Here is an 18,427-nt window from a genome sequence, read left to right as displayed (position 1 = left end):
CGGTCAGGCGACCGTCGTCTCTGCCCCGCCGTCGCCGTCGCTACCGCCGGATTCGTCGCCACCGGAGTCGCCGTCCGACTCCCCGCCGCCTTCCTCTTCGCCGCCCGGAACGCTCGGGTCCATCGGCGCGGAATCCTCGCCGTCCGGCACCCCGTCGCCGTCGGTGTCTGGATTCGTCGGGTCTAGTCCTCCCTCGACTTCCTCGCCGTCGAGGAGTCCATCGCCGTCCGTATCCGCGACGGTCGGATTCGTCCCGATGTCGCTGAACTCCTCTCCATCACTGAGGCCGTCGTCGTCCGAATCGGCAACTGTCGGGTCGGTGCCGACCTCGCGGACTTCCTGCCCATCGGGGATTCCATCGCCGTCGGTGTCGGCGTTCGTCGGGTCGGCCCCAACGTCGTTTACTTCCTCGCCATCGCGGAGTCCATCTTGGTCGGTGTCCGCGACCGTCGGGTCGGACCCGATGTCGGTGAACTCCTCTCCATCGGAAAGTCCGTCGTCGTCAGAGTCTGCCACGGTCGGGTCGGTCCCGACCTCCGAAAGCTCTTGACCGTCCGGGATGCCATCGTCGTCGGTATCAGGGTTCGTCGGGTCCGTCTCGGTTTCGAGGACTTCTTGTCCGTCGGAGAGGCCGTCTTCGTCGGTATCGGCTACCGTCGGGTCAGTATCGAGTTCTTCCACTTCACGGCCGTCCAGCAGGCCATCCTCGTCGGTGTCGTTCACCACTGGGTTCGTCTCCAGTTCGTTCAGTTCTCGACTGTCGTTCAGACCGTCGTCGTCGGTGTCGGCAACGGCCGGGTCCGTGCCTGCCGCCTGCTCGTCGGTGTCCACGAGGCCATCACCGTCAGAATCGACGGGTCCGGTCGTCGTCGTCGGAGTCGGTTCTTCGGTCGTGGTCGGCGTTTCTGTCGTCGTCTCAGTGGTAGTCGGCGTTTCTGTTGGTGTTCCAGTCGCTGGCGGTGCCGTAGTCGGCGTCGCTGTCTCCGTGGTCCCACCCCTTTCGGTACCGGGACTCGTCGTCACGACCAGCGACGTTTCGGTCGTCGTTCCGGTGGCCGTTTCGGTCGTGGTCGTTCCCGCCTCGCTCGCTGCACCGGGACTCGACGCGTCGAGTGGGTCGCTCCCTCCCTCGACTTCCTCGCCATCGAGGAGGCCATCGTCGTCGGTGTCCGGCAGTGTCGCGTTTGTGCCGACATCTACCTCTCGACCATCGTCCAAGCCGTCGTCGTCAGTGTCGGAGAGCGTCGGGTCCGAGAGCGGTTCTTCGAGTAGTTCCGCGCCGTCTTCGATTCCGTCGCCATCGGTGTCAGCGTTGGTCGGGTCGGTGCCGGAGATGCCGTAGTTCGTGATACCCGCGACCTCGAAGCCGTCGCTTAGTCTGTCGCCGTCAGTGTCCGGATTTTCGGGGTCGGTGCCCAGTTCCTGCTCGCGCTCGTCCGAGAGGTTGTCGCCGTCCGCGTCGGGTCCTTCGACAGTGGTGACGTTCTCGACTGTCGTCGGTGTCGTGGTCGGCGTTTCAGTGGTGGTAGTCGGCGTTGTGGTTGGCGTCTCGGTAGTCGTAGTCGGCATCTCAGTCGTGCCAGTCCCAACGTCACTCGTCGTCTCGTTTGCGGTAGTCGCCGCGTTCACGCCTTGCAGTTCGTCTACTGGCGGAGTCTGGGCGGTTAGCGTCCCGTGCCCGAAGTAGCTCAGGTCGAGGAACCAGACGAGTTGCGCGTCCTCCTGCTCGGGCGTCCACTCGACCGTAAACGTGTGGCGACCCGGTTCGAGTGCAGTCGGCGGTGCCCGATTCGTCTGTCCGTACGACCCGTCGCTTCGACTGTCGCGCCGGTCGGAGAGGTCGTAGTTCGTCGCAAACAGCGACAACGTGCGACTGATGTACGGCGGCGGAACCGTCATCCGATGATCGTTCGGATTCTCGTAGCTGAACGTCACCTCGTAGGTGTTCTCGCCGATTGCAGTCGTATCGACGACCGAGAGAGACGGCTTCGCTGGCCGGAGTTGGTTGGCGCAGTCGTCGGCGTTCGGATTGTATTTCGCGTCGTAGTTTCCGCCGGGCGTCACGTCCACGTACGCGATGTAGCCGCGTTCGTTGAACACCATCTCGTCGGAGGGTTCGTGGTCCTCTTCCTCCGTCGGTGGCCGGATGAGTTTCGACCCGTTGACCGTCTCCGTCACGAGCCCGTAGTTGTTCCCATACTCGAAGTAGCCGATGTACTGCATCTCGACTTCGGCGTCGCCAGTCACTCTCGCGGCCGTGCAGTTGATGAACTCGACGCTCGCGTTGTCGGTGGAACTCTCACCTTCGTTCTCCGTCGTCGTTTCGTTGACCGTGGTCGTCACGTTGCCACTGACTCCGCCGAGTTCTTCGGCAGGTCGTGTCTCCGCTCGCAGAACCTCGTCGTAGCCGAACCGGTTCATATCGACCTGCCAAACGAGTCGCTCGTCTTCGGACTTCGGTTCCCACGTCACGCTGAACGTGTTTTCGCCCGTGCGGAGTGCATCCGGTGCGGATTCCGAAGCAGACCCGGAGAAGTTGCTGAAGACGGTCAACTCCTCGTCGTTGGGGTTCGTGTACGAGAAAGTGACTTGGTAGGTCCCGTCGCCAGTCGATTCGACGTTCTCGACACCGGTCGAGATTCGTTTCGGTCGAACCGGGTCGATGCAGTTTCGTGGGCCGTCGGGCGGTTGTCCCCCACCGAGGCGATTTTCGAGGACGCCCCGGTCGTTGGTTCCCCACGCGACGACGAAGATGAACATCGCGCCCCCGACGCCGCTGTCGCCGACCTCGTTCGCAGACAGCACGCCGTCGTTCGCTCTGTTCTGGAACTCCTCGTAGGAGAAGCGGTTGTACGTGTCACCGATGCCGTCCTGAGCGAACCAGTTCGTCTTCAGTTCGAGCGTCTCGAACTCGCCCGTGATGCGCACTGCCGAGCAGTTGAGATACTCGACGTTGACTTGACTCGGAGTCTGCCCACCGTCACCATCCGCCGTCGTCGTAGTCGTCGTCGTGGTCGTCTCCTCCGGCGGACTCGCCGAATCGAGCGGGTCGGTTCCCTGCGCAACTTCTTCGCCGTCCCAGAGGCCATCGTCGTCGGTATCAGCGTCTTCTGGGTCTGTGCCGAGCGTCCGCTCGCGGCCGTCTGTCAGGCCATCGCTGTCCGTATCTGTCTGCTTTGGGTCGTTCGAATCGAGCGGGTCGCTCCCCTGCACAACTTCTTCGCGGTCCGGGATGCCGTCACCGTCCGAATCGCTCGCCGTGGGGTCCGTGCCGAAGTCGTCGATTTCCTCGAAGTCGTCCAGCCCATCACCGTCCGTATCGGGGTCATTCGGGTCGGTGCCCAGTTCCTCTTCCTGTGGGTCTGCGAGTCCGTCACCGTCGGTATCCACCGACGCAGGGTCGCTGGAATCGAGGGGGTCGCTTCCTCGCTCGATCTCCTCGCCGTCGGTCATGCCATCCCGGTCGGTGTCCGGGTCCGTCGGGTCCGTGTTGTGGATGTCGGCCTCTCGTCCGTCGCCGAGTCCGTCGTCGTCCGAATCCGTCGCCGTCGGATCACTACCGAGCGCGTAGAACTCGTCGCCGTCGGAGATACCGTCACCGTCGGTGTCCGCATTTCGCGGGTTCGTTCCGAGGTCTTCTTCGCGTTCCTGCGTGAGGCCGTCGCCGTCCGAATCAGTCTCGTCGGGGTCGTTCGGGTCGCGTGGATCGCTTCCCCGCCGAACTTCGCTGCCGTCCTCGATACCGTCGCCATCCGTATCCGGGTCCGTCGGAATCGTCCCCCACTGGTTCTGTTCGGTACCGTCGCCTAACCCGTCGTTGTCCGTGTCCGGGTTGGTCGGTTCGGTTCGCAGGACGAACACTTCGTCGCTGTCGCTGATGCCGTCGCCGTCGGTGTCTGCGTCGTTCGGGTCAGTGCTGAGACGGCGTTCCCTGTCGTCCCGCAAGCCGTCGCCGTCTGCGTCTTCGACTTCGTAGTGGACGTGGCGGTCGTGTCTGTGGTGGTCGTGTTCGTAGTAAGTTTGTTCGTAGTGGTTGTGAACCACGATTCGCTTGTTGATGACCGTCTTGCTCTGTTTGACGATGATGGTTGGATTGACCTCCTCGCGGCGAACGAGGTCGTGGACGACGATTGCCGCGCTCTGCTGGACCGTAATCTGTATCTGGACAACGTTAAGGTTGAGGACGCTGATTTGGTTCTGCGAGCAGGTCGGACAGTACGAGAGCGCGCTCCGACAGGTGCCCAGCGCGGCGTACAGAATCTGAATCACGGTCGCCTGCTGTGACTGCGAGATAGCACCCGAAGCGGACGCCTGTGCGGCGATTTGCTGTTGTTCGACGGTCGCACTCTGGCTCTGAGAAATCGACCCCTTCGACGCTCCTTCGGCCGCCGCCTGCACCTGTTTGACGGTGGCACGCTGGCTTTGGGAGAGTGCCCCTGAACTCCCACCGAGTGCCGACACCTGCACCTGCTTGACGTTGGCCGTCTGACTCTGCTCTACCGCCCCCTTCGCCGCCCCGAGCGCGGCGTACTTCGACTGCTTGGTCCCGGCGACTTTCGACTGCTCCAGCGACCCGTACGACGCTCCCTGTGCGGCCTCTCGAATCTTGCCTACGTCGGCGGCTTTCGGCTGTTTCTTCTCGGCTTTCTTCCCCTCCTCGACGTCCTCTTCTCCGCCGCCCGCTTGCTTTTTCTCTGCTCGTTTCACTTTCTTCGCCTGCTTCTTCGCGCCCTCGACTGCTCCAGCGGCCGCGCCTGCGGACGCTTCCTGCAACTGCTCGACGCTCGCCTTCTGGTGCTGAGCGACCGCACCGTGAGTGGCCCCGTAACTCGCGGCTTGCAGTTGCTCGACGGTTGCGTTCTGGCGCTGCGTGAGCGACCCCTTCGTCCCGCCGCCGACGCCTGCCGCGATTTGCTCCTGTGTGACGTTCGTCTGCTGGCTCTGGAGCAGTGCACCGTAGGCCGCGCCTCTCACGGACGCCTGTATCTGTTCGACTTCGGCGTCCTGCACCTGCTCGACGGCCGACAACGCTCCATCGCGGGCGGCCACGAGTTGCGTTTGGCTCACGTTCACGCCTTGCTGTTGGGCGTAGGAAGCGGCCTCGCGCACGGCGCTCCGGACTGCGTCCTGCTGAGCCCGACTAACGGCGTACGATTCGTCCGTCGGCGGGAGTGAGGGCACGTCGCTGAGGTTCGCTTTCACCGCACTGAAATCCGCGGGCGGCGGCATCACCGCGAGCGTCGTCGGCGGTTCGATAGCTGCTAACGACGCAATTCCCGTGTTCTTCGGTGACTCGCCTGCTACCGGTTCTCCGCTGGCGGCGTTCGGCGGCAGTTCGCCGCTCGGGGTCGGCGGTGGTCCGTAGTCGGCCGTTTTCTGTGCTTCGTCTCTCGCAGTCGTTTCAGCGTCGCCCGCGAGCGTCGGTGCGGCGACGCTCCCCGCAACGAGCAAGACGACCACGACCACGAGCAATCGGTTTCGGTCCGGTAGTCTGCGCTGGGGACCCATGACTCGTCCCAAAACATGCTACAATTTACCATAACCTGGGCCGACAGTTCTGGACCGTTCACGCAGCGAAATCGCCGATTTCGTCGGAGCGGTCGCTGGGTCGGTATCTCCGGGGCCATCGACGCACCGCTCTTCGTCGTCGCTCGCGCGACTGAAATCACCGTGACTGCAAAAGAAATCCGCGTGGAAGTCGCTCTGGTGATCTTTCAACTGTTCGTCGAGTTGTCCGTTCCGGCGTCGTTGTCACCGTTCGGTTGGTTCGGGTCGAGCGGCGCGGGGTCGTCCCCGTCTTCGACGCCGTCGCCGTCGGTGTCGGGGTCGTTCGGGTCCGTTCCGATTTCCACGACTTCCGTGAAGTCGCTCAGTCCGTCACCGTCGGAGTCGGGATTCGTCGGGTCCACGCCGAGTTCGACTTCTTGCCCGTCGCTCAGGCCGTCGTCGTCGCTGTCTGGATTGTTCGGGTCGAGTCCAGGCGTGTTGACTTCTTCGGCGTCGCCGAGTCCGTCACCGTCGGTGTCAGGACTCAGCGGGTCCGACCCGAAGTTGGCCAGTTCGTCGAAGTCGTCGAGTCCGTCGCCGTCGGTGTCTGGGTTCAGTGGGTCGGTCCCGAACTCGATGACTTCCTGTGCGTCGGTGACGCCGTCGCCGTCCGTGTCGGCGATTTGCGGGTCGGTCCCGATGGACTCTTCGTCGGCGTCTGAGAGTCCGTCGTTGTCCGTGTCTACTGCGCCGTCTTGTTGGCCGTTCGGTTGCTGGTCTTCGGCCGTCGTCGTCTGATTCTGTTCGCCCGGCACGCTCGGGTTGAGCGGTTCGGGATCGTCGCCGTCCGGCACGCCGTCGCCGTCGGTGTCAGGGTCGTTCGGGTCCGTGACCGGTTCCTGCAGGATTTCTTGGCCGTCCGGCACGCCGTCGCCGTCGGTGTCCGGATTCGTCGGGTCGATCGCGTTCAGGCCGATGTCCGGCAAGACGACGACTTCCTCGAAGTCGGTCAGGTTGTCACCGTCGGTGTCGGGGTCGTTCGGGTCCGTCCCGAGTGCCTGCTCGTCGGCGTCGCTGATGTTGTCACCGTCCGAATCGACCGGTCCTGCGGCGGTCGTCGTTCCGGGTGCTTCAGTTGTCGTGCCTGGTGTTTCCGTGGTGGTGTCGGGTTCAGGCTCGGTAGTCGTGGTGTCCGGTTCGGGGCCGACAGTCGTCGTGGTCGTTCCCGGTGCTTCGGTCGTAGTGCCGACGATGCCGTTCGGCTGGCTGGCCGGGTCGGCGGGGTCCGTCCCGGCTTGCACTTCTTCGAGGTCGGTGAAGCCGTCGTCGTCGGTGTCCGGGTCGCTCGGGTCGCTGAGCGGCTCTTCGAGGATTTCCTCGCCGTCGGGGATGCCGTCGGCGTCGGTGTCAGGGTCGTTCGGGTCACTCGGGTCGAGTCCGATTTCCGGCAGACTGATTATCTCGTCGAAGTCACTCAGGTTGTCGTCGTCGCTGTCGGTGTCGTTCGGGTCGGTGCCGAGTTCTTCGATTTCCTGCTCGTCGGTCAGGCCGTCGCCGTCAGTGTCGTTGGCTTCTGGCCCGAAGCCATCTCCGTCTTCACCGGCAGGAGTCTCGTCGTCGCCGTCCACGATTCCATCGCCGTCGGTGTCCGCTTCGAGCGGATCAGTGCCCGCGTCTCGCTCTTCGCTGTCGTTCAGGCCGTCGCCGTCGGTGTCGGGCGTCGATGGGTCACTGAGTGGTTCTCCCAGTAGTTCCTCGCCGTCGGTCAGGCCGTCACCGTCGGTGTCGGGATTGTTCGGGTCCGTCGGGTTCAGGTCCAAGTTCGGCAACTCCACGAGTTCCGTGAAGTCGGACAGTCCGTCACCGTCGGTGTCGGGGTTGTTCGGGTCCGTTCCCTGCTGTTGCTCTTCGGCGTCCGTCAGTCCGTCTTGGTCCGAGTCGGCACCTGGTGCCGCCGTCGTCGTGGTCGTCTCGTTCGGCGTCTCCGGGACGGTCGTCGTCTCTGGCGGCGTCGTTTCCGTTGGTGTGGTCTCCGGTATGGTCGTCGTGACGTTCTCTTCGACTGTTGTGGTGACGTTCTCCTCAGCAGTCGTGGTGACGTTCTCCTCGATAGTGGTGGTCTCGACAGTCGTCGTGACGTTTTCCTCGACCGTGGTAGTGACGTTCTCTTCGACTGTGGTGGTAACGTTGTCCACCGCAGTGGTGGTAACGTTCTCCTCGACTGTCGTCGTCACGTTCTCTTCGGCAGTCGTCGTGACGTTTTCGTCAACCGTCGTCGTGACAGTCGTGGTCTCGTTCGGTCCCGTTCCAGTGATGCCCTCGGGGTCGTTCTCGTCCAGTGGGTCACTGCCTTGGGCGACTTCCTCGCCGTCGAAGAGGCCGTCGCCGTCGGTGTCGGAGTCGTTCGGGTCCGTGCCGATGTCCTCCTCTTCGGCATCCGGCAGGTTGTCGAGGTCCGTGTCAGTCACGTCGGGGTCGTTCGGGTCGAGCGGGTCGCTGAACGGTTCGACCAGCACTTCCTCGCCGTCCGACTCCGTGTCGTTGTCCGTGTCCGGACTCAGCGGGTCGGTACTCTGAACGTTGACCTCCTCGAAGTCGTCGAGTTCGTCGTCGTCGGTGTCCGAACTGTTCGGGTCCGTCCCGAGGACTTCCTCTTCGGCGTCGGCGAGACCGTCGCCGTCGCTATCTGCTGATTCGGGGTCGCTGGCGTCGAGCGGGTCGCTCCCGTCTTCGACTTCTTGCCCGTCGGCGATGCCGTCGTCGTCGGTGTCCTCGTCAATCGGGTCGGTGTCGTACTGGTCTATCTCCTCGAAGTCGGTCAGGTTGTCGTCGTCGGTGTCCTCGTCGAGTGGGTCGCTCCCGAGTTCGTCCACTTCGTCGCCGTCCGGCACGCCGTCGTCGTCGCTATCCGGGTTCTCGGGGTCGGTTCCGAGGTCCTGCTCGCGGTCGTCGGTCAGTCCGTCGTCGTCAGTGTCGGTCTCCTCGGGGTCGTTCGGGTCGAGCGGGTCGCTGTCTTGGTCTATCTCGTCGCCGTCCGAGACGCCGTCGTTGTCCGTGTCCTCGTCGTTGGGGTCGGTGTCGTACTGGTCAACTTCGGTTCCGTCTTGCAGTCCGTCACCGTCCGTGTCCTCCTCCAACGGGTCCGTGTCGTAGACGAACACTTCGTCGCTGTCGCTGAGTCCGTCTTCGTCGGTGTCCTCGTTGTCGGGGTCGGTGCCGAGTTGCTCTTCTTGGTCGTCCAGCAAGCCGTCTGCGTCACGGTCGTTCAGCTTGTACTTCTCGTTTTCGGGGTCCAGCACGGCGATGCGCTTCTGACAGCCGTAGCGGCCCTGCTTGGCTATCTTGTGCGGCTTGTTCTCTCCCTTGCGCGCCGCCTCCTTCGCGGTGACCGACGCGCTCTGCTGGACCGCAATCTGAATCTGGATGATGTTGACGTTGCTAATCTGGATGATGGTCGAACCGGCACACGCCGGACAGTAACTCAGCGCGCCCTCGCATGCACCCTGCGCGGCGTACTGAATCTGCTTGACGTTGGCCACCTGCGACTGGGAGATGGCACCTTTCGCCGCAGCCTGCGTGGCGACCTGAATCTGCTCGATTGTCGCCTGCTGGCTCTGTTTCACGCCGCCCGCAGCCGCTCCCTCTGCGGCCGCCTGCACTTGCTTGATGTTGGCCTTCTGGCTCTGCTCTATCGCTCCTGCGCTCGCGCCGACTGCGGCGACTTGCACCTGCTTGACGTTGGCCGTCTGGCTCTGTGAAATCGAGCCTTTGGCCGCGCCGAGCGCGGCGTACTTGGTCTTCTCGTCGTCTTTCCGCTTGCTCTTGTCGAGCGACCCGTACGCGCCGCCCTGTGCGGACTCGCGAACTTTACCGGGCGCTTCGATTCGCTTCTTCTTCGCACCCGAGACCGCGCCGCTCGCGGCACCCGAGGCGGCCTTCTGAATCTGAGTCACGTCGGCCTTCTGGCGCTGTGCGACCGCGCCGTGGCTCGCGCCGTATCCGGCGGCCTGGAGCTGTTTGATGCTGGCTTCTTGGTGTTGGCTCAGCGCCCCCTTGCACGCGCCGCCGACGCCCGCCGCGATTTGCTCTTGGTCGATGTCAGCGTCTTGGGTCTGAATCAGCGCGCCGAGCGCGGAGCCTTGCACTGCGGCCTGAATCTGGTTGACGTTCGCCTCCTGATTCTGTTCGACCGCCTCGACTGCGCCCTCCTGTGCGGCGGCGATTTGGGCTTGGTCTACGTCCGCGCCCTGCTGTTGGGCGAGCGCGGCGGCGTTCCGGAGTCCGCGAGCGATAGCTTGGCGCTTCTGCGGCGGAAGCTCTTGGGCCGCCGGGCCGAAGCTAATCTCCGGGACGTTCGACGTGTCGAGGTTCTCGGTACTGAGCGCCGGAAGCGTCTCGACGCTCGCTAACTCGTCCGCTGTTTCGACGCCCGCCAACTCGTCTGTAGCGACGTGCGATACGCCCGACGCTGCGCTCGCCATCGCCGAACCCCCTCCGGCGTCGCCCGTGGCGAGTGCTGGCGCGGCCGGACCGAGTAGCATGCACACCGTGAGTGCGACCGCGAGAAATCGTTTCTGCCTGTCCGTTCGTCGGTTGTCTGTCCCCATGGCTCCCTTCGACTGAAGCCAGACGACAGCAAAAGCGAGTCAGACGGTTCGAGACGGTTCATTCGGCGGAATTTTACCTTTCGCTGACCAGTCGCGCCCGTGAAAACTGCCCAGTCCGCCCAACTATCGACGGGCGGAAACGCCGCGTGACGGCGAGAATCCGGCGACACGACCGGCTACTGTGTCTTTGCCGACCGGTCGAAGCGTACGCCGTTCGTTGGGTCGTGACGGCAGGGTGTCTTGTCCCGGCCGCGAAAACGGAAATGGCGATGTCCGACTCCGAAACGCTCGTTGAACCCACCTCGAAACCCCTGCCGAACCCATTCGTCCCCTCGCGTGCTGTCGTCGCGCGCCATCGGCTACCGACACCCGAAGCCGTCGTCTATCCGCTCGACGCGCCATCGGTCGGCGGGTTGAACAGCTCGTGGCCGATGACCAGCAGCGAGGCCACGAACCCCGCGACGGCCAGCGGCAACTGCGTGAGCTGGCCGACCAGATAGCCGCCCCCCGAGAGCATCGGAATCGCCGCGAGGACTGCGTCGTAGTGGGTGACCATGCGTAATTAGATATAATTACCAGCCCTAAGAAGGTTGTGGGCGAGTGTCGTTCGCACCTCTCAGAAGCACGTTCGCACGGAAAGATACGGGGTTCGTAAGCCGAGCGAAAAGACGGCTTTCGAGCGTTACGCACCGTTTAATCGCGCAGTTCGGCCTCGGCGAGCGCGTCGTTCAGGTCCTCGCGCACCCACTCGCCGGACTCCCGGTCCATCGCCGTCGTGACGACGCGGTTCTCTTGGACGCTGGAGCCATCTCGCAACAGCATCCGAACGTTCCCGTTCTCGTCGGCGCGGGTCGCCTTCGCGCGCACGCCGCCCCGAGCGCCGGAACCACCGGCGTCGATAGGTCCTGGAATCACCTTCTTGACGTGCGGGTGCGCGGCGACGGTGCGAATCGCGCGCTGTCCGGCGCGATTGCCGATGAGCGTCGAGTGACTACCGCCGATCTTCTCGCTGGGGGCCGCCTCGACGACTTCCAGCGCGCGGTCGCCCTGTCTGGCGAGGACGGTCTCGACCGGTTCGTCGGTCTCGACGCGGTAGAACGAGTATCGTAACTGGGCGCGGGTCGCCCGAACCACCTCGCGGTCGCCCGCGGCGTACACTTCCTCGGGTCGCTTGCGCCGCACTTCGTCGGCGACTCGGCCCGCGAAGTTCCGCAACTCGACCACGCCTTCCTCGCCGCCGTCTTCGGGCGTCGTCGTGATGCCGGTCTCGCCGACGACCTCCTCCTCGTGGAGCATCGTCAACTGGGCGTGGTCGCGCGCGAGCTCGAGAATCACGGTGTCGGCGTTGGGCGTCCGGCAGACCAGACAGTAGTCGCCCGGTCGTTCCAGCGGGGACGCACACTGCCGACACTCCATGTCCGAACCTATCTACTGGGCGGGTTTAACCCCGGTGTTTCTCCATCGTCCGCTCGTCGTTTTGTTATCGAAACTCCCACCGGGTCGCGTCCGTCGGGTAGTCGGTCCACGCGAGGACGGTTTCGGGGTGGACGGCGAAGACGGGCGTCCCGTGAGGCGTGTCGTACTTCGCCTCGTAGGCCGCGTCGATGCGTTCGAGTCGCGCGTCGTCCGCGCTCTCTTCGGTCAACTTCTCTGCGGTGCCCTCGACGATGACGACTTCGGTGCCGCTCTCGCGGTGGACCGTAATCGCGGGATTCTCGGCGAGGTTCCGCACCCAGCGCGTGCGCTCGCCGCCGCCGCAGTGGAACCGGCCGTCTACCCAGACGCCCCAGACCGGCCGTGCGTGTGGTCGTCCGTCGGGCCGGGTCGTCGTCACCCAGAACGTCTCGTCGTCGGCCATCGTCTCGGCGACGAACTCCCACGAGAGCATGCCGGAGTCGTCCTCCGGGATGCCGTACTCCGACTGGGTAACGGGGCGACTGCGGACCGGGTTGGCTCGGATGGTCGGGTCGGCGTCCTCGTCGGATTTCGGGTCCTCGATCCGCTCGTTCATCTCGAACTATGCCTCGGTCGTTTCGGAGGCTTCTGGCGTCTCTCCGGTCGCCGATTCTGCGAGTTCTGCGCCGCAGTTCTCACAGTACTGCGCACCCGGGGCGACGCCGCTCCCGCACTCTGGACAGGAGTCCGTGGTCGCGGTGATAGGGGCCGTCGCGGGCATCTCGGCACCACAGTGCTGGCAGTACTCGGCGTCGGCGGCGACGGACATCCCACACTCCGGGCACGAGCGCGAGTCGCGCAGAACCCGCCGCTGGGAGTCGTTGACGTACTTGAACGCGCCGTAGGCGATGTTGATGAGACCGAACGACCACCACGCGGTGAGGACGGCCAGCAGGACGTGAATCCCGAGGTCCCCGTAGTTGCGCTTGACGAGGACGACTCGCTCGGGCGTCTCGGACTCGATTCGCCACCCCTCCACGATGGCGTCGTCTATCTCGCGCTGGAGGTCTTCGGTGCGCTTGGCGTAGCCTGTTGAATCGTAGCTCATGGTTTGGGACTCCCGTTGGGTAGGGTCTCTACGCCGTGCGCGGGGATATGGTTTGAGGCTACGAAGGGTGGTTTCTGTTAGCGGTGGCAAGAGTTGCGATGGCCGTATTCGTCGTGAGTGAATCGACGGGGTAGTCGGGAACGAGCTAGCTTCTCTCGGTACGATTGAGAATACGACGAGCAACGAGTTTCTACCAGCAATCCGGGAGAAGCTAGCCACTCCCGGTGCAACGGAGAAACCGCACGGCACAGCACCGCACAAACCACACGCCTCCCCACCCGACTGCGCGACTCGATTCCGGAAAACGCGACCGAACCGGTCGCGTTTTCCGAGCTACGTTGCTCATCCCTCGCGCGAGTCGCTCCTTCGTCGCTCCCGCGCGCCGAATCGTTAGTGAAGAGCCGCGAAACTGGCCTTTGGTCACGGCGCGCGCTGGCGCGACCCGACAGTGGTCGCACCGAACTCGTGCGAGGTCTTCGGGAACGAAGTGACCGAAGGCTCGGAAGACAAGCGAAGCGCAGTCTTCCGGTGGATGAGCGAACGAATGTGAGCGAATCGGCTGGGGAGGCTCGTGGCCGTCACGGTGCTGTGCGGGGCGGTTGCGGTATTCTAGGTATCGGGAGTAGCTAGCTTCACTGCGTTCGCTTCCTCTTAGTTGGTGCTCGTCGTTCCTTCTCAGCCTAATTCGCCTGTAAAACCACGAAAACCCACAAATCCGGGAATCCACAAACTCACTCGCTCGCGGGGTCAGTCTTCAGGAACTCTCGCAGAACCACCGTCGCATAGGACCCCTTCGGGAGCGAAAAGCCAAACCGAAGCGGCCCTTCCTCAATCTCCAACTCGCTCCGAACCAGAATCGCCCGCCGCGTCCCCGTCGAGTGGAACTCCCCCGGCAGGTCGAAGTCTTCGGGAGCCAGCCCCAACTCGTCCAGCACTTCGCGCTCGATTTCGCCCGGCTCACCCTCCGCCAACTCCGTCTCGGTCCCGACCAGCGGCGCGGTGACGAACGCCCGGCCGCGTTCGCAGTGGCGGGTCACCGTCTGCACGCGCTTCTCGCTGACGCGCTGTTGACGGTCCACGTCGGGCAGGGTCAACTCCCCAACCTGCTCGGAGAAGCAGACGACATCCCCGGCGACTGGCTCGTCGAACGGAAGCCCCCGAGAAAGTCGCTCGCTCAGGATTTTGTTGAAGGCATACGACTGAGCGGCGTTGACGAACAGTCGCTGGAGGTTCGAGGGCGTCGTCTCTAGCGCCGCACGGAAGTCCTCCGGCGAGTCGCCACCGTTCTCGACCAGTTCGTTCAGCATCGCGCGCTCGAAGCCAAGATGGCCGGGCGTCGCTTCCAGCGCACTGCTCCAGTCGCGGTCTTCGAAGGCGTCCTCGACCGTTTCGCGCGCTTCCTGCGTGCGCTCGGGTTCGCTGTCGTAGGGATTGCCGACGTAGGCCCGGACTGCCTCTTCCCACTGGTCGCGCACCACGTGCAGGCCGACTTCGTGGGTGACCGGCCGCCGACTGCCGAAGCGTTGCTGGCCGAAGACGTTCGGGACCCCCACTTTTCCACCGCCAAACGCCTGCAACTCCGACCGAATCTGCTCGGCATTCTCAGGTCGTTCTGCGTCTCGAACGACGATTTCGAACTCGTTGCCAGCTAAATCGCCGAACTGGAGCGCGCGGCCCGAGCGTCCGACGAGTTCGATGTCCGCGTCCTGAATCCGCACGTTCTCCATCTCCTCGGCGTCCACCTTCCGAAGCGTGAACAGTTGGGTCGTCACGGCGTGCTTGTCCTTCGTCCCGGCCCACGCCACGCGCTCTCGGCTGATTCCCAACTCCTCGGAGAGTCGCTTGGCGAAGTCGTTGGTGTCCCACTCGTGGAGCGTCGCCCGCAGGACGAGATGGCCGTAGGCCCCCGAATCGGCGTCGAGCGGTTCTGCGTCGAAGCGCTCGATTTCCCGCACGCGAAAGTCCTCGCTCGATTGCTTGATGCGGCCGCCGACGCCGTCTGTGTCGCTGACGAAGTAGTCGATACCGACCGCCTGCTCGACGGGGAACGAGTCACGCATGGTCAGTAGAGTGAGAGGTCGCCGGTGACGCGGTCCACGAGGTCGTCGCGCGCTGGCCCGACCGCGAGCGTCGTCGCGGTCCCCGGTTCGAGTTGCGTGTGGCCAGCGTCCCGGATGATAGAGTGGGGCAGGCCTTCGGCGCGGGCCTTCTCAGCGAGGCTGAACAACTGGTCCTCGCCGCTGGCTTTCAGTACGACCTTCTTCTGACCCTCTCCCTTCCACTCCTTCTGTGCTTTCCTGCTGGCGTCCTCGTAGGCCGACAGCGAGGCGTGGGCGACCTGCGCGGCCAGTTTCCCTTTGCCCATCCCGAGGTCGGTGCGGGCGACGATGGCTTGTTTCATGCCGGATTTTCGGGTGGCGTGGGGTTTAGGTCTGCTGATGGAGCGCGTGTTCGTCTTCGCTGAGAAGATTTTTGACAGCTCGCTATCGATTCGTCTGCATGGTCCTGAAAGCCCTCCTCTCCCCGGACGACTACTTCGCCGAGCGCGACTCGCAGTTGGCGCGCGCGGTCGCCGTCGTCCTCGTCGTCGCCATCGTGACGACGACCGTCGTCGGCGCGTTCGGGTGGGTCGTAAGCCAGCGCGTCACCGCGACGACCGAAGTGGACAACAGTGAGCGCCCGCCAGACTGGATGTGTGACGGGGAGACCGAAAGCGAAGCCGAGGGCATGGTACAGGAGAACTGCGACGAACCGAAGACCAAGACCGTCGAAGTCGGCGACCTGCTCTGGGACGCGTTCAACCAGCAGTTACCGTTCGTCTTCGTCGGCGTGTTCTTCGTCTGGGGACTGTACGCAATCGGACTGCACGCCGTCTCCGCGGTACTGGGCGGCGACGGTTCGTTCCTCGACACGCTGGCGGTCGCGGGAGTGGGGATGGCCCCCAGCGCGATACAGGCGCTCGCAGGTTTCGGACTGCTGTACGTCTCGCTCGGCGGTATCGACCTCTCGGCGTCGAACCCCGAACTGCTGGCCGAACAGGTCCGCTCGTTAGCCCAGCGTGCGCAGGGCCAGACGATGCTCCTGTCGCTCCTCGGGGCCGCGTGGCAGGGGTACGTCTGGACGTTCGGCGTGAAACACGCCCGCAATCTACCGACCGGTGCGGCGGCCATCTCCGGCGGCGTCGTCGCGCTGTTCGTCTTCCTCTCGGGCCTCGCCTGAGAGACCGGTTTCTTTACACCACCTCGCGCTAATCCTCCGAGTATGATACTCTCGGACGCCGACATCCTGCGCCGACTGGAGGACGGCGACCTCGTGGTCGAACCGCTCGACGACCCCGACTTGCAGATTCAGCCCGCGAGCATCGATTTGAGACTCGGTCGGGAGTTTCTGGAGTTCAAGCGCGCGAACATCCCCTGCATCCACCCCGACAGCGAGCAGGAAGTGGACGAGTACGTCGAGGAGACCGTCGTCGAAGACGGCGAGGAGTTCATCCTGCATCCCGGCGACTTCGTCCTCGGCACGACGAAAGAGCGCGTCGAAATTCCGGCCGACCTGCTGGCCCACGTCGAAGGCCGCTCGTCGTTCGGTCGCCTCGCGGTCGTGATTCACGCCACTGCGGGTGTCGTAGACCCCGGTTACTGCGGTCAGATAACGCTTGAACTGTCGAACTTGGGGACTGCACCCGTCGCGCTCACGCCCGGCACTCGCATCTCCCAACTCATCTTCACGGAACTCAAGACCGAGGCCGAGCGCCCCTACGGCGAGGGTCGCGGCTCGAAGTACCAAGACCAGGCTGGCCCACAGGCCTCCCGCATCGGCGGTGACCACGAATTTGGGGGCGAGCAGAAATGAGCGACGGTGAGACGCGATGAAATTCGCCGAGGAAATCGTCGTCGAGGAGTTCCTGCCGACGATTCGGTCGATGCTCGCCGAGGACCTCCGCGAACGCGGACTCACCCAGAGCGAAGTCGCCGAGTTGCTGGGCATCAGCCAGAGCGCGGTCTCGAAGTACGCCAACGGCGAAGTCGAGCGCAACGACCGGTTTCTCGACGACGAGCGAGTCCAGAATCTGGTCGAGACGGTCGGGTCGGGACTCGCCGACGGCACGATGAGTCGCGTCGAAGCGCTGGTCGAACTCGAAATCCTGATTCGCCGCCTCGAAGACCACGACCTCATCTCGGAACTCCACGAGTTGGCGATGCCCGAACTGTCGGGCCACGGCGGCGATTTCAACGTCCACGACCCCGACGGCGAACTGCGCGTCACCGAGCGCGTGCGTTCTTCGCTCCGGCGCGGCATCCGCGCCGTCGAGAGCGCCAGTGGGTTTGCGTCGCTCATCCCCGCGGTCGGGTCGAACCTCTGTGAGTGTACGCCCGACGCCGACGGTATCGACGACGTGGCTGGCGTTCCGGGCCGCATCTTCGACGTGAAAGGCAGAGCGACCATTCCGGCGGACCCGGAGTTCGGCGTCAGCGAACACGTCGCCTCACTCCTGCTGGCGGCCCGCCGAAACGGCAGTTCCGCCCGCGCCGCACTGAACATTCGTTACGACCCGGACCTCGTCGCGACGCTCGAAGAATTGGGCTACGAGACCGCGGAGTTCGACGCCGAGTACGACGACTTAGACGCGGTTGTCGGGGCCGCGCTCCGGGAAAATCCGAACGTCAACGTGCTGTACCACACCGGCGGCTACGGCATCGAACCCATCACGTACCTGCTCGGCGACGACGCCGAAGTCGTCGCGGAGATGGCGCGGAGCCTGTTGTAACACTCAGTACTCAGCATCGAGAACGACTTCCTCGTCGGTAATCTCGGCAATACTGTCTCCGTCGAGCGCGTACCGATTCTCGCCGGTCCCGCCCGTTTCGAGCGCCCGCTGCATCTTCGCTACCGTCGCGTCGTCCGCGCTGACGTGTGCGACGCCGTCACGCACCGTCTCTACCGTGCCCAGTCGTGTCCCCGCGGCGTCTACGACTCGCTTCCCCATCTCGTCGTCCGTCAGTGCGAATGCCATGGCGCGACGGAGTTCGACGCCCTGACTAAAGACGGCAGTGGCCGTTCTGTGTCGGTGGTTCGAGACCTCGCCCGACCTCAGTCGTTTTGTCCCCAGCCGACCTACACGCGAACATGTCGAAGGACGCGACGACGGCGGCCCAGCAGTTCTACGGGCGGTGGGCCGCCCTCTACGACTGGCTGGCACGTGAGACGCCCGGACTCGGCAGATTGCGCGCTCGCGCGGCGGACGCGCTCGCGCTCGAATCCGGCGATACGGTCGTAGAGATGGGCTGTGGCACCGGGGCGAACTTCCCGCACCTGCGCGAGCGAGTCGGTCCCGAGGGCCGAGTCGTCGGCGTCGATTTCACTCGGGGAATGCTCGCACCGGCCCGCAACCGAATCGAACGCGAAGGCTGGCGGAACGTCCACGTCGTACAGGCTGACGCGACCGAAACCGAGTTTCTAGAGCCACCCGATGCAATCTTAGCTACCTTCGTCGTCGGGATGCTCGGCGACCCCGAGACCGAAGTGCATCGGTGGGCGGACATGCTCGCGCCCGGCGGGTCGCTCGCTCTCCTCGACGCAGGTCAGAGCACGCGTTGGTTCGCGTGGCCGGTCAATCAGGCGTTTCGCGGCCTCGTTGTCGCCTCCTCGCCAGAGGGGATGGACCGCTACTCGGAACCGCCGTGGACCTTGCTCGACAGGCGAGTCGTGGACGCGCGCCGCGCCTTGCGCGAACGCGCGAGCGAGACGAGTCATACCGAACACGCGCTCGGCGTGGTGCGGGTGACTGGCGGGAAAATCGAGTGACGAGTGGGGTAATAAAATAGCGTTC

The 18,427-nt window shown here is 64.4% G+C and carries 13 protein-coding genes; 4 read left to right on the top strand and 9 right to left on the bottom strand.

Features of this window, described 5'->3' with window-relative positions:
• Positions 1 to 3: 3 nt before the first annotated feature.
• The 8 genes from F7R90_RS13195 to pth2 form a co-directional block, all read right to left on the bottom strand.
• Positions 4 to 5,508, bottom strand: a complete 5,505-nt coding sequence (locus F7R90_RS13195) for a hypothetical protein (RefSeq protein ID WP_158057885.1) — start codon at positions 5,506 to 5,508, stop codon at positions 4 to 6.
• A gap of 206 nt (positions 5,509 to 5,714) precedes the next feature.
• The gene (locus tag F7R90_RS13190) at positions 5,715 to 10,028 is read right to left on the bottom strand and encodes a hypothetical protein (protein ID WP_158057884.1); all 4,314 of its coding nucleotides are present in this window, start codon (positions 10,026 to 10,028) and stop codon (positions 5,715 to 5,717) included.
• A gap of 448 nt (positions 10,029 to 10,476) precedes the next feature.
• A complete protein-coding gene (locus F7R90_RS22245; RefSeq protein ID WP_192498311.1) occupies positions 10,477 to 10,650 on the bottom strand; it encodes a hypothetical protein in 174 nt (57 codons plus the stop codon).
• A gap of 137 nt (positions 10,651 to 10,787) precedes the next feature.
• A complete protein-coding gene (locus tag F7R90_RS13185; protein ID WP_158057883.1) occupies positions 10,788 to 11,510 on the bottom strand; it encodes a DUF2103 domain-containing protein in 723 nt (240 codons plus the stop codon).
• Between the two features lie 64 nt (positions 11,511 to 11,574).
• A complete protein-coding gene (locus F7R90_RS13180; protein WP_158057882.1) occupies positions 11,575 to 12,105 on the bottom strand; it encodes a pyridoxamine 5'-phosphate oxidase family protein in 531 nt (176 codons plus the stop codon).
• Between the two features lie 6 nt (positions 12,106 to 12,111).
• Complete coding sequence (locus F7R90_RS13175; RefSeq protein ID WP_158057881.1) at positions 12,112 to 12,597, bottom strand: zinc ribbon domain-containing protein; 486 nt, start codon at positions 12,595 to 12,597, stop codon at positions 12,112 to 12,114.
• Positions 12,598 to 13,328: 731 nt separating this feature from the next.
• Positions 13,329 to 14,657: a tRNA pseudouridine(13) synthase TruD gene (gene truD / locus F7R90_RS13170; RefSeq protein WP_158057880.1), complete on the bottom strand. Its 1,329-nt coding sequence runs from the start codon at positions 14,655 to 14,657 to the stop codon at positions 13,329 to 13,331.
• Positions 14,658 to 14,659: 2 nt separating this feature from the next.
• Entirely contained in the window at positions 14,660 to 14,998 is a 339-nt protein-coding gene (gene pth2 / locus F7R90_RS13165) for a peptidyl-tRNA hydrolase Pth2 (RefSeq protein ID WP_158057879.1), read from the bottom strand.
• 98 nt (positions 14,999 to 15,096) lie between these two features.
• Here pth2 and F7R90_RS13160 point away from each other — a divergent pair, with 98 nt between their 5' ends.
• From F7R90_RS13160 to F7R90_RS13150, 3 genes are read left to right on the top strand one after another with little or no spacing between them, the layout of a single operon-like run.
• Positions 15,097 to 15,816, top strand: a complete 720-nt coding sequence (locus F7R90_RS13160; protein ID WP_158057878.1) for a Yip1 family protein — start codon at positions 15,097 to 15,099, stop codon at positions 15,814 to 15,816.
• Positions 15,817 to 15,858: 42 nt separating this feature from the next.
• A complete protein-coding gene (gene dcd / locus F7R90_RS13155) occupies positions 15,859 to 16,449 on the top strand; it encodes a dCTP deaminase (protein ID WP_158057877.1) in 591 nt (196 codons plus the stop codon).
• A 16-nt stretch (positions 16,450 to 16,465) separates the two neighbouring features.
• The gene (locus F7R90_RS13150; protein ID WP_158057876.1) at positions 16,466 to 17,365 is read left to right on the top strand and encodes a thiamine-phosphate synthase family protein; all 900 of its coding nucleotides are present in this window, start codon (positions 16,466 to 16,468) and stop codon (positions 17,363 to 17,365) included.
• A gap of 3 nt (positions 17,366 to 17,368) precedes the next feature.
• On the opposite strand, the gene F7R90_RS13145 is transcribed toward F7R90_RS13150, so the two are convergent.
• Complete coding sequence (locus F7R90_RS13145; RefSeq protein ID WP_158057875.1) at positions 17,369 to 17,611, bottom strand: PRC-barrel domain containing protein; 243 nt, start codon at positions 17,609 to 17,611, stop codon at positions 17,369 to 17,371.
• Positions 17,612 to 17,724: 113 nt separating this feature from the next.
• Between F7R90_RS13145 and F7R90_RS13140 the strand changes: the two genes are divergently transcribed.
• The gene (locus F7R90_RS13140; protein WP_158057874.1) at positions 17,725 to 18,402 is read left to right on the top strand and encodes a class I SAM-dependent methyltransferase; all 678 of its coding nucleotides are present in this window, start codon (positions 17,725 to 17,727) and stop codon (positions 18,400 to 18,402) included.
• The last annotated feature ends 25 nt before the right edge of the window (positions 18,403 to 18,427 follow it).

It is taken from the genome of Halorussus halophilus (genome assembly GCF_008831545.1).
Lineage (GTDB): Archaea > Halobacteriota > Halobacteria > Halobacteriales > Haladaptataceae > Halorussus > Halorussus halophilus.
Note: the sequence above shows the minus strand (reverse complement) of the source record. Positions and strands in the feature narration are given on the sequence as shown.

Bases quoted from the DNA above. Each gene is read 5' to 3' on its own strand.
- F7R90_RS13195 (WP_158057885.1), bottom strand. From the start codon at position 5,508: ATGGGTCCCCAGCGCAGACTACCGGACCGAAACCGATTGCTCGTGGTC.
- F7R90_RS13190 (WP_158057884.1), bottom strand. From the start codon at position 10,028: ATGCTACTCGGTCCGGCCGCGCCAGCACTCGCCACGGGCGACGCCGGA.
- F7R90_RS22245 (WP_192498311.1), bottom strand. From the start codon at position 10,650: ATGGTCACCCACTACGACGCAGTCCTCGCGGCGATTCCGATGCTCTCG.
- F7R90_RS13185 (WP_158057883.1), bottom strand. From the start codon at position 11,510: ATGGAGTGTCGGCAGTGTGCGTCCCCGCTGGAACGACCGGGCGACTAC.
- F7R90_RS13180 (WP_158057882.1), bottom strand. From the start codon at position 12,105: ATGAACGAGCGGATCGAGGACCCGAAATCCGACGAGGACGCCGACCCG.
- F7R90_RS13175 (WP_158057881.1), bottom strand. From the start codon at position 12,597: ATGAGCTACGATTCAACAGGCTACGCCAAGCGCACCGAAGACCTCCAG.
- truD (WP_158057880.1), bottom strand. From the start codon at position 14,657: ATGCGTGACTCGTTCCCCGTCGAGCAGGCGGTCGGTATCGACTACTTC.
- pth2 (WP_158057879.1), bottom strand. From the start codon at position 14,998: ATGAAACAAGCCATCGTCGCCCGCACCGACCTCGGGATGGGCAAAGGG.
- F7R90_RS13160 (WP_158057878.1), top strand. From the start codon at position 15,097: ATGGTCCTGAAAGCCCTCCTCTCCCCGGACGACTACTTCGCCGAGCGC.
- dcd (WP_158057877.1), top strand. From the start codon at position 15,859: ATGATACTCTCGGACGCCGACATCCTGCGCCGACTGGAGGACGGCGAC.
- F7R90_RS13150 (WP_158057876.1), top strand. From the start codon at position 16,466: ATGAAATTCGCCGAGGAAATCGTCGTCGAGGAGTTCCTGCCGACGATT.
- F7R90_RS13145 (WP_158057875.1), bottom strand. From the start codon at position 17,611: ATGGCATTCGCACTGACGGACGACGAGATGGGGAAGCGAGTCGTAGAC.
- F7R90_RS13140 (WP_158057874.1), top strand. From the start codon at position 17,725: ATGTCGAAGGACGCGACGACGGCGGCCCAGCAGTTCTACGGGCGGTGG.